Annotated in this window: 16 protein-coding genes; 5 read left to right on the top strand and 11 right to left on the bottom strand. The window is 43.3% G+C overall.

The features are described from left to right. The first annotated feature begins 23 nt into the window (after positions 1 to 23). Complete coding sequence (glyA, locus tag ACT6R0_RS05195) at positions 24 to 1,298, top strand: serine hydroxymethyltransferase (protein WP_444651943.1); 1,275 nt, start codon at positions 24 to 26, stop codon at positions 1,296 to 1,298. Between the two features lie 108 nt (positions 1,299 to 1,406). Here glyA and ACT6R0_RS05190 read toward each other — a convergent pair whose 3' ends face one another. The 3 genes from ACT6R0_RS05190 to ACT6R0_RS05180 all read right to left on the bottom strand — a co-directional run bounded on the left by ACT6R0_RS05190 (position 1,407) and on the right by ACT6R0_RS05180 (position 3,556). Continuing rightward, the gene (locus ACT6R0_RS05190) at positions 1,407 to 1,787 is read right to left on the bottom strand and encodes an SMI1/KNR4 family protein (protein WP_444652315.1); all 381 of its coding nucleotides are present in this window, start codon (positions 1,785 to 1,787) and stop codon (positions 1,407 to 1,409) included. A gap of 107 nt (positions 1,788 to 1,894) precedes the next feature. Beyond that, positions 1,895 to 2,788 (bottom strand): hypothetical protein, encoded by an 894-nt coding sequence (locus ACT6R0_RS05185; protein WP_444651941.1) that lies wholly within the window; start codon positions 2,786 to 2,788, stop codon positions 1,895 to 1,897. A gap of 243 nt (positions 2,789 to 3,031) precedes the next feature. Then, positions 3,032 to 3,556, bottom strand: a complete 525-nt coding sequence (locus ACT6R0_RS05180; RefSeq protein WP_444651939.1) for a DUF4269 domain-containing protein — start codon at positions 3,554 to 3,556, stop codon at positions 3,032 to 3,034. Positions 3,557 to 3,644: 88 nt separating this feature from the next. Here ACT6R0_RS05180 and ACT6R0_RS05175 point away from each other — a divergent pair, with 88 nt between their 5' ends. Further along, positions 3,645 to 5,567 carry a T9SS type A sorting domain-containing protein gene (locus ACT6R0_RS05175; protein WP_444651938.1) on the top strand — a complete coding sequence of 641 codons (1,923 nt, stop codon included), beginning with the start codon at positions 3,645 to 3,647 and terminating at the stop codon, positions 5,565 to 5,567. Positions 5,568 to 5,607: 40 nt separating this feature from the next. Here the strand turns inward: ACT6R0_RS05175 and ACT6R0_RS05170 are convergent, their stop codons facing one another. The 3 genes from ACT6R0_RS05170 to nudK form a co-directional block, all read right to left on the bottom strand. Continuing rightward, positions 5,608 to 6,042 (bottom strand): DUF1456 family protein, encoded by a 435-nt coding sequence (locus tag ACT6R0_RS05170; protein WP_444651936.1) that lies wholly within the window; start codon positions 6,040 to 6,042, stop codon positions 5,608 to 5,610. Between the two features lie 80 nt (positions 6,043 to 6,122). After that, positions 6,123 to 8,426: an acyl-CoA dehydrogenase family protein gene (locus ACT6R0_RS05165; protein WP_444651934.1), complete on the bottom strand. Its 2,304-nt coding sequence runs from the start codon at positions 8,424 to 8,426 to the stop codon at positions 6,123 to 6,125. A 103-nt stretch (positions 8,427 to 8,529) separates the two neighbouring features. Further along, positions 8,530 to 9,114, bottom strand: a complete 585-nt coding sequence (nudK, locus tag ACT6R0_RS05160; RefSeq protein ID WP_444651932.1) for a GDP-mannose pyrophosphatase NudK — start codon at positions 9,112 to 9,114, stop codon at positions 8,530 to 8,532. A gap of 159 nt (positions 9,115 to 9,273) precedes the next feature. On the opposite strand from nudK, the gene ACT6R0_RS05155 reads away from it, so the two are divergent. Beyond that, entirely contained in the window at positions 9,274 to 9,687 is a 414-nt protein-coding gene (locus tag ACT6R0_RS05155) for a hypothetical protein (protein ID WP_444651930.1), read from the top strand. 187 nt (positions 9,688 to 9,874) lie between these two features. Here the strand turns inward: ACT6R0_RS05155 and ACT6R0_RS05150 are convergent, their stop codons facing one another. Next, positions 9,875 to 10,381, bottom strand: a complete 507-nt coding sequence (locus tag ACT6R0_RS05150) for a DUF2911 domain-containing protein (RefSeq protein ID WP_444651928.1) — start codon at positions 10,379 to 10,381, stop codon at positions 9,875 to 9,877. 165 nt (positions 10,382 to 10,546) lie between these two features. On the opposite strand from ACT6R0_RS05150, the gene ACT6R0_RS05145 reads away from it, so the two are divergent. Both ACT6R0_RS05145 and ACT6R0_RS05140 read left to right on the top strand, forming a co-directional pair. Continuing rightward, positions 10,547 to 12,466, top strand: coding sequence for a DUF294 nucleotidyltransferase-like domain-containing protein (locus ACT6R0_RS05145; RefSeq protein WP_444651915.1), 1,920 nt, complete (start codon positions 10,547 to 10,549; stop codon positions 12,464 to 12,466). A gap of 3 nt (positions 12,467 to 12,469) precedes the next feature. Then, positions 12,470 to 13,072, top strand: coding sequence for a 3'-5' exonuclease (locus ACT6R0_RS05140; protein WP_444651913.1), 603 nt, complete (start codon positions 12,470 to 12,472; stop codon positions 13,070 to 13,072). Positions 13,073 to 13,332: 260 nt separating this feature from the next. On the opposite strand, the gene ACT6R0_RS05135 is transcribed toward ACT6R0_RS05140, so the two are convergent. From ACT6R0_RS05135 to ACT6R0_RS05120, 4 genes are read right to left on the bottom strand one after another with little or no spacing between them, the layout of a single operon-like run. Further along, positions 13,333 to 13,782, bottom strand: a complete 450-nt coding sequence (locus tag ACT6R0_RS05135; RefSeq protein WP_444651911.1) for a DinB family protein — start codon at positions 13,780 to 13,782, stop codon at positions 13,333 to 13,335. Positions 13,783 to 13,794: 12 nt separating this feature from the next. Beyond that, on the bottom strand, positions 13,795 to 16,062 hold the full coding sequence (locus ACT6R0_RS05130; RefSeq protein ID WP_444651909.1) for an ATP-binding protein: 2,268 nt from the start codon (positions 16,060 to 16,062) through the stop codon (positions 13,795 to 13,797). Between the two features lie 4 nt (positions 16,063 to 16,066). Further along, complete coding sequence (locus tag ACT6R0_RS05125) at positions 16,067 to 16,669, bottom strand: biliverdin-producing heme oxygenase (RefSeq protein ID WP_444651907.1); 603 nt, start codon at positions 16,667 to 16,669, stop codon at positions 16,067 to 16,069. Between the two features lie 9 nt (positions 16,670 to 16,678). Beyond that, the gene (locus tag ACT6R0_RS05120; protein WP_444651905.1) at positions 16,679 to 17,107 is read right to left on the bottom strand and encodes a response regulator; all 429 of its coding nucleotides are present in this window, start codon (positions 17,105 to 17,107) and stop codon (positions 16,679 to 16,681) included. Positions 17,108 to 17,200 lie beyond the last annotated feature (93 nt).

The raw sequence follows: 17,200 nt of genomic DNA, 5'->3' as shown, positions 1-17,200 counted from the left end.
ACAAATTAACGAAAAATTATAAAATGCAACGCGACGAACAAATTTTCGACCTGATCCTTGAAGAACAGGACAGGCAAATCCACGGACTTGAACTAATTGCATCAGAAAATTTTGTGAGCGACCAGGTACTGGAAGCCGCAGGTTCCATACTGACAAACAAATATGCCGAGGGCTACCCTGGCAGGCGCTACTATGGTGGCTGCGAGGTAGTGGATGTTATTGAGCAGATCGCCATCGACAGGGCAAAAGCGCTTTTCGGTGCCGATTATGTGAACGTACAGCCACATTCTGGCTCACAGGCCAATACAGCGGTTTTTGCAGCAGTATTAAAACCTGGCGATAAGATATTGGGCTTCGACCTTTCGCATGGCGGACACCTTACGCACGGTTCGCCGGTTAATTTTTCGGGCAAGCTTTATAACCCTGTGTTCTACGGGGTGGAGAAGGAGACAGGCCGCCTCAACTACGACAAGATACAGGAAATAGCCACTAAGGAAAAGCCACAGCTTATCATTGCGGGAGCATCGGCATACTCTCGTGATATGGATTTTAAGCGCTTCCGCGAAATTGCGGACAGCGTTGGTGCACTTTTGATGGCCGACATCGCGCACCCTGCCGGACTGATAGCCAAAGGGCTTATGAACGATCCTATCCCGCATTGCCACATTGTAACGACTACTACCCACAAAACCCTTCGCGGGCCACGTGGCGGCATGATCATGATGGGCAAGGACTTTGAGAACCCGTTTGGATTAAAAACACCAAAAGGTGAGATACGCATGATGTCGTCACTTATGGATGGTTCGGTATTCCCGGGGAACCAGGGTGGGCCGTTGGAGCATATCATCGCTGCCAAGGCAGTGGCGTTCGGAGAGGCGCTGACAGATGAGTTCTTCCGTTATGCCATGCAGGTACAGAAGAATGCCAAAGCAATGGCAGCAGCATTCGTAAACCGTGGTTATGACATCATTTCCGGCGGTACAGATAACCACATGATGCTTATCGATCTTAGGAACAAGGGAATTTCCGGTAAGGAAGCTGAAAACGCTTTGGTAAAAGCCGAGATCACGGTAAACAAGAATATGGTCCCGTTCGACGATAAGTCACCATTCGTAACTTCAGGTATCCGTGTGGGTACGGCAGCGGTAACTACGCGTGGCCTTGTTGAAGCCGACATGGAGACGATAGTTGACTTCATTGACCGTGTTATCGCTGACCACACCAATGAAGGATCGCTTGAGCAGATCGCAGATGAAGTAAACGACATGATGAGCGAAAGGCCGATCTTCGTTTTCTAAATAGACATTCCGCATCATTTTGATCGGAACGCGATCGAGCGAAAAGATCCCTTATAAATATCAAGATCCCTCGCAAGAGGGATTTTTTTATGAAATGGTTGTAAGCATTTATTCCTCCAATTCATCAAAAGGATCGGCTAGGGCTTCAATAGTACCGGTTTCGTGAAACCATATAAAGATCGTTTCATCCAAGATCATTGTATTATGTATCGATGGCTTTAATATAAGCAGGTCACCACAACCATTTGCTGCTATAGCTACGGCGTTTTCAGGAAATCCAGCCCATTTCCTTGCATTAAGGGTTTCAAGGGCAATGTGATCGCAAGTGCGGCTAATCCTTTTTTTATCCGACTTATCAAAAAAAGGGAATAAGTTCCAATCATCATTTTCGGTAACCACTTCGCCACCGTTTAGAAGCATCATTTTTTCTCTGAATTTTTCAGGAAATCCAATGTTCAGTTCCTTCTCAGTCTCAACAATATATTTTATGTCTACGGGAATGGCATATGTATAATGTTTAAATGATCAATGCATTCAAGATCATCAAATAAATTTAGTAATTAGTTAATTACAAAAGGGTATCAGCCATGAGGCAATTACATCTCAAACGTTCCGGACAGGTTTTCAAAAATAATGTTCCCATTGGCATCAGTTGCCTGGAAACTGAATGTTCCTGTGGTATGCGGGAATGGCTGAAGGTTTTGGGAATTAACGGTTATTGTCCCTGTACAGTCATAAAACTCCCACTCATTGGAATACAATGGCTGTAATGGAGTAGCTTTGGTCTCACCAATGTATTTATAAAGTTCTATGCGCACATTGTCGCCGGATGCAAGATCATAAGTACCGGGCGACACATTCCTTATATCGGTATCCGAATAAATGCGCATCAAATATCCATTATCTGAATAAAACTGATAAAGTACCCAGTCAGCCGAAGTATTCACAACCCATCGTGTAAAATGCATTGATCCGTCATCTGCTGTTACATGGCGTTGGAAAAAGCCACATTCAACTGAATTGGCAGAGTAATATTGAAATTTACCGGATATATGCTTTTTCTGGCCCTGATCGTCGATGTCGTAGAGGTCGCCATCGAAGTCAAAATACAATTGCTTCGTAGCCGCGTCATAACTAAAGTTATTGATGCTGAATGTCTCTGCAGGCTGAAAGTTGACAGTGTTATAGTTCCGGTTGTTGTCAGAATATTCTACAAACCTGATATTGTCAATATGCCCGGTCCCCATCAGTTCAAATTCCATCCTGAAGCGTAACGTTTGGTCATCTGAAATATGGGAAATGGTAGCATAGATCCTATCGCAGTTCTCATTGGCAATAAAGTCAGTATTTCTCTTTGTAATGGCGACATCCTCACCGTCAAGGCTGAACTCAACGAACGAGCCGTCGCCGGAAGCAATTGCTTTATCATCATCAGAAGAGCAGGAGGCAAGTAAGAAAAGCAAGAGTAGGGAAAATAATTTTGATCTCATTTTAGTTGGTTTGTGATTAGTGGGGTCGTTCGTACAAAGTATGTGCCAGTTTATGTCACAGTATGCAAGGCCGATGCTTTTATTTAACGACATCATCTTACTACTTTCCATTCTTTACCAGAACCACCTGAGGATCCGGTAAATTGTCCATTTCTTATGTGGGTAACTTTCATTCGTCTTTCTTCTACCTTCGTATTGTGATCTAAATAAATGTATAAAATTTTGCGTAAAGGGTACAGGTCATCATACTTGATACTCCAAAAGCGAAATATAAGGATCGCCTTCCAGGTCCAGCAGTTTTGCAAAGGCAGGCTCTGTCTTCATTCCCGATCTTTTCAGGCGGATAACTTCACTGCGGAATGCTTCGCCTTTTTCCTGTAATATATTATGTTCTGCGATCATGTGGCGGTAACCGTTTTGTTGCGTTACCGGCACCGCCTGCCCGAAGATCTCTATCTCGAACCCAATCACGAAAAAGTTAGCGATGATCGTAGGGTTGCCCGCAATTTCCTTCTTTCGAAGATCGTAATTTTCATGTTTTGAAAAAGCAGCTTGTATCGATCCGGCAAACTCATCCTCATTTTTAAAACAACAGAGGATATCCAGGTCGCTGCCTTCGATATGAATATTCAATGGAATAGTCCCGGAAAGAATAGGGGAGAAAGGGGCAAGGATATCCATTATTTTATTTGATACCAATATAGTATAGGCATCCTGTTGTACTGGTGTGCCTTCTTGAAGGTGATCTATGGAATGGAACTGAAGCATGTTTATTATTTTAACGCATCAAAGGATCTTATCCAAGGCTAAATTATCAGATTTTTTTTATAAGTTTATAAAAAAAACCAATTTAGCTATGATCAAAAAATTATTTATTTCGGCACTGCTGTTCTCGGCAGGGCATGCCGTATCGCAGGAATTCGACTGGCAATGGGCCAAACGTGGCGGTGGAAGCAGGATCGCGTACAATGAGTATGTGCCCGAATTTAGCCCTTTTTCTGAGCACATTAAAGACATTGACATAGATGCAGATAACAATTATTATTTCCTAACCCAGGTAGCTGCTAACAATACCAATTATGATGGCATCCCTTTTGATGTTTACAACAGTACCGAATCGGCCAATGGCTATGCTGACATTTTACTCCTGTCGACCACGTGCGATGGCACCTACCGCTGGAGCCGTGTAATAGGTGGCGGGAATTATGATCAGGGATACAATATTGCCCTCGACGATAATGGGGGAGTATATGTTTCAGCTTATGTTTATAATGATGCTAACCAGGGCCCCATCAGTTTTGAGCCGCCTCACTTTAGCGAAGACGATCATCTGCCTGCCTTGCCCCCTAATGTAAATGTGCTGGAAAACCATCCCGGATACAAAAGGTTGGCTATAGCCAAATATACTCAGGGAGCAGGCAGCCTGGTTTGGCGAAAAATGTTGCAGGGAGATGTCAATATATTTACATCTATTGGGACCATATCACCAATTCATGTTGAAGGTGATGGTACGATACATGCACTTGTAGGCCTACTTAAAGGCAGCCATCTTGACGGACAGGCAGTAGTACCCGATACATACGATTATATACCGGGGTCAGGCGCAAATTATTTTAAATATTTCATTATAAAAATGGATGCTCAAGGTAATTATGAAAATGTCATGCCTTTGGACTTTGATGGTGTGGTTAACTCTACAATGATGAAATTCAGGTATGATCCTGTTGCCCACCAATATTATATAGGAGGGCACCGGACTATCGAAGCATATTATCCCGGGGGAAATTCGTGGATGGACAACTTTAGCTATGGCGGAACAACATTCAATGAAGCAATGGTTTTGCTTGCTTTATCTGAAAATGGCGAAGAACTGTGGCGCAGGGAGTTTACCGCTACACCGGATGTCCTTGGAAGCGATTTCCTGAGGGATATACAAATTGACGATGAATCGAACATTTATATCTGTGGAAGGTATTTTAGGATGGGAGTCGATGAGTATCCAAATTTAGCTTACAGCTGGGGCGGTTATACGATCCCCGACATGACAGGTATAGGTAACCGAAAGTACATCATGAAAATGGACAGTAATGGCCAGGTTTTATGGTACCAGTCCAACAGCGGGTTTACTACACAGGCAGCACCTACCGGACTTACCGAAGGTATCTGCATAGGTATTGGTGAGAACGAGATATTGCTTGGAGGGGACGGTAACAACGAATCCTGGAATGGATTTGAGCTCAACAGGCCTAACGGGCACCGCAATGACCCGATAGTCGTAAAGTTTGATAAGGAGACAGGCGTAGTGACCGGCATGCACCACATTATGGGGTCGCCAGGATATAATGATTCCGTTTCCACGATCAAAATGGATAACGACGGAAACTATGTTGTAGGAGGATCTGTAAAATACCAACTGTTTACTGACGAAAATGATGGTGTCCCTACCATAACTTCTTCATCGATAATGGATGGCTTTTCCGATTTTTTCATTGCCAAGCTTGGTGCGACCGAATGTGGCGTGCCCGTGGCGGGCGTTAAAGACCTCAATGAAAAGATGCTGAAAGTATATCCTAACCCATCTTCGGACATAATAAATATAGAAAGCGGGGATAGCCTCGACAGTTATAGTGTTATCAACGTAGTGGGGCAGGTATTACTGAGCGGAAGCCTTGAAGGTTCGAAAACCATAAACCTGGGCGGCCTTGCAAAAGGGACTTATATCATAAAGATCACAGATAGCAAAGGGAACTCAACCTCCAAAAAAATAGTAAAGCAATAATATAAATTCAACCTAACAAAAAATCCTGATCTAACTAAGATCAGGATCTTTTGTTTTTACCGTTATTGAACTTTACTTTTTCAACGATCGGTTCCTTTTTAGGCTTGTTGTTATTATGCTGTTTCGGGCCTTTGAGCGGTGGCCTTTTCGGCTTCTCTTTTTCTGTAGTAGCCTTTTTTTCGGGAGCTGCCTTTACTGTATTTTGTTTTATGGCTGTTTTATTCTTTTCAAGCACATCCATCGCATTGGTCGGATTTTCTTTTGTTCCGCGCAGGTGGATCACCAATCCGTTAAGGAAATTGCGCAGCACCTGGTCGCCGCATTCCATATAATTAGGATGGTCGGCATTACGGAAAAATGCCCCTAATTCAGCCTTGCTGATCCTGAAGTCGACCAATTCCAGTATTTCTACGATCTGGTCGTCACGCAGCTGCAAGGCTACGCGCAGTTTTTTAAATATATCATTGTTGTTCATAAGTGCAAAGGTAGGATTTATTTGTTAATGCGGGAATTTGTAAATAATTATTAAGTTCCAGCTTATCCAACTGCTAAAATTTACGCCTCGCCCTTTTTATTTGTAACGATCGGTGCAAGGCAGCTCTCAGGGATGTTAAAGGCATCGACCAAAGGCACCGCATCCTGCCGTATTTCCCAGCACAACTGGCTTACCAGCTTTCGTATCGCTTTGGTCTTGCTACCTTCCATGTAGCCCTGCTCGAGATAATATTCTTTATGTTCGCTGATCTTGTTGAGTGCGAAGAGATGGTATAGCCTTTCTAAAACTTCTTTTAGGCCTTCGTCCTGTACCACATCAAGCTGTGCCTGGAATTGTTCCAGGATCACGCGGTCCAGGTACGAGTCAGCTATCTGCATCATGTGTGGGTGCAACACATTGGCTGCGTCAAATGCATCCAATCCGTCATCAACCAGCCTTTTAAAGCGCCTCGCGGCCGATGTTACTATTTCTTTTTCCCTGTATTTAAAAGCGTTCAGATGGAATTCACGACTTTTCAGGTGAGCTTCATCGGTATTCCGTGTAGCGAACGGGTTCTTTTCGGTGACAGCGGTTTTTGCCTGTTCCAGCACGTAATTAAAAATTGAAGAGACATTCATTTCGCCAAACTCCTTACGGAATTCACCCAGCCTGTTCTTGGCCACAAGCTGCATTAATACAGTATTATCACCTTCAAATGTGGTGTATATCTCGGTATCGTTCTTCAGGTCGTCAATACGGTTCTCGCTAAGGTAGCCTTTACCACCACAGGCCTCCCGGCATTCCTGCAGAGCATCGCGCGTGTTCCATGTAGTATATGCTTTCATTCCGGCGGCCAGCGCCTCTATTTCCTGCATTTCATCTTCCTTGCGGTTAACAAAGCGTTTGGTAAGGTATTGTAAGCTAAAGTGTAACGCATAGGCATTGGCAAGGTAGGGCATTAGCCGCTGCTGGTGCATGCGGTAATTTAGGATAGGTACTTCACTGGCGCCTTCAGGACCGAACTGCCTGCGCTTATCACCATATTTTATAGCGATGGCCAATCCTGTCTTACCTGCCGCCAAAGCCGACCGAGGTATGCCGATCCTTCCGCCGACAAGTGTCCCCAACATTGTAAAGAAACGCCTGTTATCACTTGGGATCGGCGTTTCAAATTCACCTGCTTCATTCACCTGTGCAAAGCGGTCGAGCATATTTTCATAGGGTATGACCACTTTATCGAAATATATGATGCCATTGTCTACACCGTTCAGTCCCATTTTATGGCCACAGTCTTCAATAACAACACCGTTCACAGGTTGTTTATCCCTATTGCGGATAGGTACGATAAATGCGTTCACGCCATGATCTTTTCCGTCGATCATCAATTTGGCAAATACAGTCGCCATTTCACCATGGTTGGCCGCGTTGCCAATATATTCTTTACGGGCATATTTGGTGGGTGTATGAATGGTAAAAGTCCGGTTGGTATGATCGTAGGTAGCGGTAGTTTCAATGCCTTTTACGTTAGATCCGTGATGGGTCTCCGTCATTGCAAAACATCCCGGAAGCTCCAAACTCCCTACAGCCTTCAGGTATTTTTTATAATGTTTTTCAGTACCGAGAGAAAGAATGCTCATTCCCCAAAGCCCGAATTGTACACCAAACTTAATGACTAGGCTCAGGTCGTGATAGCTTAGCGTTTCCATGATGGAAAAATATCCCTGTATGTCATCTTTTCCTCCGTGAGCTTTAGGATAGGCGTATGACCCAAGACCGTGATCAGCCAGTATTTTCGACCATTGCAGGACCTTCTCCCTGTACTGCATGATATCTGTTGGGATATCAAGCGCAAGATCTTCCGACCCAATGAGCTCTTTTACCTTATTTATTATTTCCGACTGCGACCCATCAAGTAATGCGGTCATTTTACTAACGCTGAAACTTTCCGTTGTACTGTGTTTATTAGTGACGGTATCCCTGTTTTGGCGAAAGCCCGCAATGACCTCGCGGCTCATGATACCCAATCCGGACTCTAATCCTGCAAAGGCACCGGCAAGAGAACTAATGTCTTCACTTTTGATGGCTTCCCTTTCATGATTTGCGATGAGTATACCCAATTCGGTAAGGTTGGCAGGCTTAGTATTTTCCAGCGCTGCATTGATCTTTTCCCTCCAATGAAAAAGTTCCGAACGGGCAGGAGGGGAGGCTGTGTTTATTTTTGACTTCAGGAATTCTTTTTCGGCTTTGGTAAGCCATTCCTGACCGTCAATTAGATCAGTTATTATTTTCATCTCTTTGTTGGCCAGAAGGTCGTCCTGCCATGCAAAATAGATAAACGGAAGTAGTATATAGAGTTTTGGGTCGTTGCTGAAGGTAATATCCATTCGATAAGTATTTAAACTTAAAAATAAGCAATTACCTACAGAATGGGTCGTAAAGTTATGTTAAACTAAGTTGCTGAGGGCCTTAGCAACCAGTGGTTAGGTACTAAGGATTTAATAGGGAATGAATTTGGGCATACTGTAAAAGCATGATGGTTTTGGCATCTTTAATTTCACCTGAATAAATCATTTTCAATGCTTTATCAAAGTTCAATTCAAGTACTTCTATATTTTCCTGCTCTTTATCTAGGCCACCGCCATCGCCGGTTTTCATAGCGTCCGAATAAGCTGCTACAAAGAAATAGAGTATCTCAGTAACCGATCCCGGTGACATATACACTTCCATAATACGTTTAATATCGGTAACTGTGTAGCCGGTCTCTTCCTCAGTTTCGCGTCGAATGCACTCTTCGGGGTCATATTCGTCCAGCAAACCTGCAGGTGCTTCGATCATCATGCCATCCGCATTACCATTAAACCATGTTGGTAACCTAAACTGTTCTGTAAGTATTACAGTTTGCCTAGCTTTATTGTATAGCAAGATCGCCGCTCCGTTGCCACGGTTATAAACTTCGCGTTCCTGGGTTTGCCAGGAGCCATCTTTAAGCTGCGTTTCATATTTTACTTTGTTCAGCTTTCCCCAGTTATCGGAAAGCACTCTAGATGAGATGATCTTTACGTTTTCAGACATATACAAATGATGATTGGTTTGAAGTGATCTAACGCAAATATCGGCTGAATATTTTAACGGGAAATTACCTAATTGATATTTTTTGTTGTATTTATGGCTTATCCGGATAAGAGATGAAAATCTTATTATATTTACGTCCATAATCAAAAAATTACCAAAATGAAAAAGTTACTTGTTTGCTTATTGATGGCCTTTGCAATGAATATGACCGCCCAGGATAAGCAGGTCCCATTATCGATCAAAACATTTGAGTTGTATTCAACAATGAAAAAATCAAATTCATTTAAAGATTTCCCGGCATTACCTGAAACAGTTACAGAGCATTATGTAGGCGGCCAGCTAATGTACACAGCTGCAGAAACAGATAAATTCACATTGCATATAATGCCTGATGGCGAATATCGTTTTAAACTGAAAAAACCTGCGCCAACAATGGCAGAAAGTACATACTATATCCGTTTTCCTAACAATCAGGTATTTGGATATGTTATGCATATGCTTAAAACAGGTGTTGTTCAGGTAACGGTATATCAAGGTGAGAAGTTCGTTTACACGGGCGACATCAAAAAATGATCTGTAATACAATGATCTAGCAGGTTTCGGCCTGCTAAATATTTTTTATATTTTGACATATAATGCATATTATGTAAAATAATATAATGTTTTTATATGTTCATATACACATCACTTCTTGATTATAATCAATAAAAAAACACATTGCCCTATCTAAGGGACAATGTGTTTATAAGATGATAAATATTTACTTGATATTTACCGGAATATCTAAATTATCCCAAGTAAGCGTTACGTTATCTTTATTGATGCTGTATACAAGATTTTCTGTCATCTCTTTTGCTTTTTTGGTCTTTACAACAACGCTTAATTGTTTGTACGACTCATCATACTTATTGTAACCAACCGAAGGGTCTTTCCCGAAAATAACGGTGGCGCTGTCTTTTTCAGGAATAACATATAGAGCATATTTACCTGCAGGCAATTCTTTACCCTCGACCATTAGCAGTTTTGTAGTTTCAAAAGTCGTTGGTTTGTTTGCTCCGGCACGCCATATCTTGCCATAAGGCACGAGTTCTCCCCATATCGGCCTTCCCTTTACAGATGGGCTGCTATATTCGATAGTGATGCTGGCGCCGTTGATCTTCCCCATTGCTGTTGCCGCAGGGCTTGCCGGCTTTTGTTCCTGTGCGGACATTAATGATGTTGCCAGTACTGCTATAAATAGCATTACTGCTTTACTGAATAGTTTCATCGTAGTTTATTTATAAATTTGTTCTGTAAATTTAATCATTACAGTGCTTACAAATTCATTGATATCTATGCCGGCTTCAATTTTAACAAACCTTTATATATTTCCTGTAAGCATCTCTTTTGCAGGAAATGAAAAATCTGTACATTTAGGTTTCAAATACCTGTTATGAAAAACCCTGTCGCGCAAGGCATTTCCGATTTTTTAAAGCACTTCCCTCCTTTCAGCAGCCTCGAATATGCCGACCTTATGCTTATTTCCGAAAATTCGAAAGTAATATATCTTGAAAAGAATCAGGTATTATTTAAAGGCGGTGACGCTACCCATGCTGACTTTTATGTGGTTAAAGATGGCGCTGTAGGTCTTTCATTGACATCGGATGCCGAAGAGACGCTTATCGATAAATGCGATGAGGGCGATATCCTGGGTTTGCGCCCTTTTTTTGCCAGGAATGATTACCTTATGACAGCGCGTGCACGCGAAGAATCTGTTGTATATGGCATACCTATCGAGGTTTTCAGGCCTTTCATAACGGGAAATCCGAAGGTATTGGAATTCCTTTTGGAGAGTTTTGCCTCGCAAACCCGCAATCCTTATGACAAGGAGCGCAGTGGTAAGCTTATGGCCGAGAATGTAATATTTAGCGACCAGGTAGCCGACATCCAGTACTTCCAACCTATAAAATATACACGTAATCCTATAACTGCCAATGCAGACGATGTGCTGAAATTCATTGCAAAAACGATGTCGAACAGCTCCGTAGGCAGTGTTATCATACAGGAGAACCAGCTTCCAATAGGTATAATTACCGATAGGGACCTCCGTTCAAAAATTGCCACAGGGATGCTCTCTATTGAATCTGAAGCACGCGAGGTAATGAGCAGTCCTGTAATAACAGTGCCCGAAAATATATCTATAGCCGAAGCGCAAATGCTGATGCTAAAGCATGATGTTGGTCACTTATGCGTTACCCGCGACGGTACTGAAAGATCCACTGTAAGTGGCATCATTTCTGAGCATGATGTGGTTGCGGCACAATCCAATACTCCGGGTGTACTGCTCAAGCAAACCCGAAGGGCCACCAGCGCCAAAGAGCTTCGATACGTGCGTGAAAAGCTTACCGACCTTATCCAGAGTTCCATTGATAACCTTATACCCATCTCTCACATTTCTAACATTGTGGCCGAGATAAATATTGCCATTACAAAGCGTGCCATAGAGTTAGCCGTCGAAAAGATCGGTACTCCCCCTCCTGTCCGCTTCGTATGGATGAACATCGGAAGCCAGGGACGTAAGGAACAATTACTGGTAACTGATCAGGATAATGCTCTAGTTTTTGAAGACGTTGAACCGGAACAGTATAATAATGTAAAACGGTATTTTATTGAATTGGCAGAGATAGTCATTGAGTTTTTGGTAAAAGTGGGCTACGAACCCTCCCCTTCCAAACTGCTGGCAAGCAATAATCAATGGTGCAAATCACTGACCGACTGGATGAAACAGTATGATTCCTGGATCAATACACCTGCTGAAAAGAACGTGGAGTTAAGCAATATCTTCTTCGATTTTGATTTTATTTACGGTGCGCCGGTAATAGAGGATGCTTTATCTTCGCACATTGAAATGAACATTTCGCGTAACAAAAAGTTCTTTGCATACCTTGCCGCCGATGTATTGAAGAATCCACCACCATTGGGCTTTTTCCGCCAGTTCCTTGTAGAAAGTGACGGAGAGCATAAAGACTTTTTTGATATTAAAAGCAGGGCCATCGAACCTCTTGTAGATGCGGCCAGGCTGCTGGCACTGAGCCTGAACCAGATTGAGATCACCAACACCTACCACCGTTTTAAAAAGCTGGCAGAGCTCGAGCCAAAGAACGCCGACCTGTATGAGGAATGTGCTGAGGCTTATAATACCCTGATGAAATTTCGTACTGAGGAGGGGCTCAAAGACAATTCGGATGGTAAATATTTAAATTTAAATGAGTTATCAAAATCAGATAAAGTAAAGCTTAAAAATACTTTCCAACCTATAAGTGATATTCAGGATATGATAAAGAACCGTTTTTCTATAACTTCCATCAAATAAATTATGGCATTCGACTGGCTTACCGGCGGCAGTGCGCCCCAATTCTGGAAAAACTACCTTGCCCTTTTTGAAGGAGATGACAAAGAGCACAGGCGCTATGTGATATTTGACATGGAAGCAACTGGCCTTGACTGGAGGGAAGATGTGATCCTGTCTATTGGCGCCATAGGTGTTACCGGGCACGCCATTGAGGTTGGAGATTTTTTGCAGGTATTTGTGCAACAGGATAAATTCAGTCCGCAGTCAGTTGCAATGGGTGGTATAGTTAAAGAGCCAAAGCATGAAAAATTCGTAGAGGCCGAGACCATGATACAATTTCTTAACTTTATCAGGGATTCAACACTCGTTGGACATAATGTCAATTTGGATATCGAGATGATCAACCAGGCGCTCAGGCGGCTTGACCTCGGGCGTTTAAAAAATCCTGTAATGGATACCAATACGCTTTACCAACGCTGGAAAGACCTCCCGGAAGACAGCCAGTCCACTCTCGATGAATTGTGCGACGTACTTAAAATAGGCAAAAGCGACAGGCATACTGCTGCAGGTAATGCTTATACTACTGCTTTGGTCTTCCTGAAACTGAAAAAGAAATTGGGATTATAAGATCAGATGATTCCTTTGTCGAGCGCCAGTTTCATAATTGCTCAGATGTTTTTATATTCAGCTTGTGCATCCTAATCTGGCATCCGGCATAGTAATGAAGGGCAAGTCCATAGTATTTGCATGCTCAGGCAAGGAATGATGATCAGGGCGATACCCTTAACGAATCCTTGTCAACAGGAACCTTTATACTGAAACTCCTAAGCACGGGTGCTTAGCATGTTTCAGGGCTGTAACAATTCGTTACAGCCTTGTTTTTTAAGTTATAAGCTCTGCCGTTTATAGAAAATGTAATCTGTTACCAATGGTTCAATGCCGTGCTCCTTACAATCGGTAGCTATCTGGCCGCGGTGATAGGTTGAATGATTGCCGGCATGCAGCAGTATCTCCCCTACCGTGTTCACAAATGCCGCGCCCTGGCTGTTTACATAGCTTACTTTTTCGTTAATATCAAAATTTTCAAGGATATGGAGCGTATCGCTATAGTTTTTATCGTTGATGGTTTTAAGGGTTTCCAATGGGCGAGTGTCCCATACCCCTGTTGAAGGTGTGCGTTTTTCTATCCTTGCGATCCAGATCTCATGGGCATTAATGGTATGGCAGAGTAGCTTCTGCGATCTTTCAGGAACGTCCTCAAGGGTAAAAAGCAGAGTGATCACCTTGTCATTAAAGTGATGGGTATATTCAAACAGCTCATTGAAGTAAGATGTCATATCTATTTAAAGCTAACGTTCTTCCACAGGAAAATATAGGCTCATTACTGCCCCTTCACCCTGAGCTCCCGAAGCCGTTATGTAGCCATTGTGGTTCTGCATGATCTTCCTGCAAAGTGCAAGCCCAACTCCCGATCCTTTATAATCGGATGAGGCATGCAGTTTGGTAAATATGTTGAATATAGATTCAGCATATTGCTGGTCGAAGCCTATACCATTATCGGCGACATAAATTACCTTAAAGCGTCGTTTGTCTTCTTCGGTATAACTCCTCAGTTCATCTGCACCCGTGATCTTTATTACGGGCGTCCTGCCGGGAGCGCCATATTTAATAGAATTGGCTATCAGGTTAGAGAACAATTGCCTCAGCAGGAACGGTATGCCCTCAATTACGGGAAGGTATTCTGCAATGATCTCTGCTGATCGGTCTGCGATCGTTTCTGTCATATCCTCTTTAACTTCTTCGATCAGAGTACCGATATCAACTCTTTCAAATGAATCATCTGTATGTTTCAGCTTCGTATATTTCAGTATGTCTACCAGCAGGGTTTGCATGCGTTGTGCTGATGCGTTCATTCGTTTAAGCGAATCGTGCAGGTCGGGAGACAGATTATCTTCTTCCTTACTCATTATCCGCGAAGATATGAGTTGTATTTTCCGTAAAGGCTCCTGTAGGTCGTGCGTGCTGATCCAGTTTATGTTCTCAAGTTCAGAGTTGGTTTGCTTCAAAAGTTCGCTAAGCTTGCGGTATTTTTCTTCTTCTAAAGATATTATCAGGAGGTTAATGTGGCGCTGGAGGCTGTTGGCATAAGCCGAAGCAGTATCAATTTCCGGCTGCAGCCACGGACTGCTCATGCAGCTTACTATTTCTTTCCAGAGCGAGAATGAATTTCTTGGTGAAAGCCCTTTCTCGTCCTTAATTATAGATTTTGCCGGGTCTCCCGCCCAGTGTACTTCGGTGATCGTTTCGGGCCTGTACCAAATGATGCAATTATCGCTGTCAATGTCAAGGGAATGATAAATAATGCCCGATGCTTTCCCGCAATGGCCTTTCATCTCCGGAAGGAGATCTACGAGTTTATCAGTCGTAAAGGTGGTACGGTTACTGTAGGCTGCCAGCCAGTTGGCCATTTGCCTGATCTCGTTATCGGCCGGGGTAAGGCCGCCTTTATATACTTTATCATTGAAAACGATAGAGACACCCGATGCATTACAAAGCTTTAAGATGTCACTCGTATTGGCTATATCCTGCAATGCCGATGTGCTCCCCAGCGTGTAGCTGTTCATCTTTTCAAGTGACTGTGCTACTTTTCGCGACTCCTCATACTCTTCCGAAGCCTGGCGTACATCTATTTGCGAAGTAATGAAATGCCCCTGCAATTGTGCCGCGAGCCTTACATCGGGAGTTATGTTTTTTGGAGAATAATGGTGGCAGGCTATGAGCCCCCACAGTTTCTTTTTATAAATGAGGGATATTGTAAGCGTTGCCCCTACTCCCATATTATGCAGGTACTGTACGTGTATTGGCGATGTGCTGCGCAGTATGGAGAGGCTCAGGTCGAGGTTTTTATCTGCGGTATCATCAACTGTATAAATTGGCACCGGTGTATAATCAATATCGGTTATAAGCCTCAGGAGATTACGCATATACAATTCCCTCGCCTGTGGAGGTATGTCGGTGTGTGGGTAGTGCAGCCCCAGGAATGGTTCCAGGTCCTCTCGCACGCTTTCGGCAAATACCTCACCGTTGTGGTCTTTATCAAAACGGTATACCATTACCCTGTCATACCCCGTGATCTCGCGTGTCCCTTTCGCTACCAAACCACACAGTTCCTTCAGGGTATGTGTGTCGTGCATATAGGTAAGGAATTGCGATGTCTGGTCATATACAGCACTTGCAGCACGGGGGTCGTCGCTTACCGGCTCTGCTTCGAGTATGTAAACGTTCCCGCTTTTATGCACGGTGCACAAAAAATCCTTTCCCTTGATCTGTAGCTTTAGAAGCGATGATGAAAGCATCTTTTCATCAGAAATATAGCCTTTCAGAAGTGCAAGCGCCTCTTCTCCAAAAGCATTCCCAAATCCTGACCCAAGCAATTCCGAATGGCTGTACCCGGTAAATTCGGCACAGTTGCCACTGCAATAATCAATTATGAAAGGATCCTGCTTTAAACCCAGCAGAAAACCATGCGGCTGTATGCTGCCCGGAATGTGGATAGGTTCCTGCTCACAATTGGCAAGATCTACAATGTCGCGGTTTACAATATCCCTTATCTTCATACAGTTATACCGGGGCGTTATTGCTAAAATGTTCGTTTATGGCATCAAATGTAAAATTGGCTCCGGCAATTATCTCATCGCCGGCATTGTGTTGACTTTCATAGTCGGTTAATGTCGAAAGAAATGTACGCCATGTACTGCCTGTCTGCCCGCCATAGCCTGCAAAGTAAGACGCTCCCTTTTCGCCATCATGGCCTAAAGCCGCCGTAATATTCTTCAGTATCACCCTACCACCCAGTGACGAACCTTCTACCACATACATGATACCTAATGCAAAACCAGCAGATAGTTCCTTAAGATTGCGGGTTACAGGCCTGCTATGTGTCCCGACAGCCTCAACACCAAGGGCCTTCAGGTCGGCATCTATAAAATGCGATTTGGTACGGTGCTTCAGGTCAGGCACTATGTTTTCCAATAGCGGAAAGATGTTCTCTTCGGTATCGGCGATCACATCGCGCATCAGGCGGAGGTAGGCTGTATATTCGGCATTGGTAACTTTGGGATCTACTATTATCGTTGATAGCGGAAGGCTTTCAAGGTTGATATGCGATTGAGCAGTGGCCTGGCGCAGTTTGTCCAGGAACGGTGCGAGAGCGGTTTCGTTCATTAGAAGTTTTTAGTGGCTGTAAACAAAGTTTTTATCGTTGGGAATAAAACTTCCCCAGTTTATGGACAGGGCGTGTTCGATGGATCTTTTTAGCTGGTCAAAAATGCCCGATTTTGGCAGGTAATAGGTTGCACCCAATTCCCTGCTTTTAGATATCGAATCATGGTCTCCGGAAGTTGAGAACATTACAACAGGCAGTTTTTGGTGGGATCGCCTTAACTCTTTCAAAACCTCATAGCCGGTCATGCCCGGCATATTGATGTCCAGGAATACAAGGTGCGGGTGTGGCGGCGGGTTGTGCAGGGCATTTAGTAACTCTTTACCGTTGCTTTGCGTTAGTAAGCTTACATCAGCATCAATTGTATCGATTATCTCCTTAAAGAATTCCAGATCCTCCTGGTCATCATCGGTATAAAATATGGTAAATGCATTTTTCATAGTACTGACATTTAGTAGGCATAGCAAGGAGATTACCAAAAATACCTTAAAAAATCAAAAACCAAAGATCTCATCATTAATATTAAGAAAGTT

Source organism: Flavobacterium sp., from assembly GCF_052437795.1.
Lineage (GTDB): Bacteria > Bacteroidota > Bacteroidia > Flavobacteriales > Flavobacteriaceae > Flavobacterium.
The sequence above is the reverse complement of the archived record's forward strand: the minus strand, read 5'-3'. Positions and strand labels throughout refer to the sequence as shown.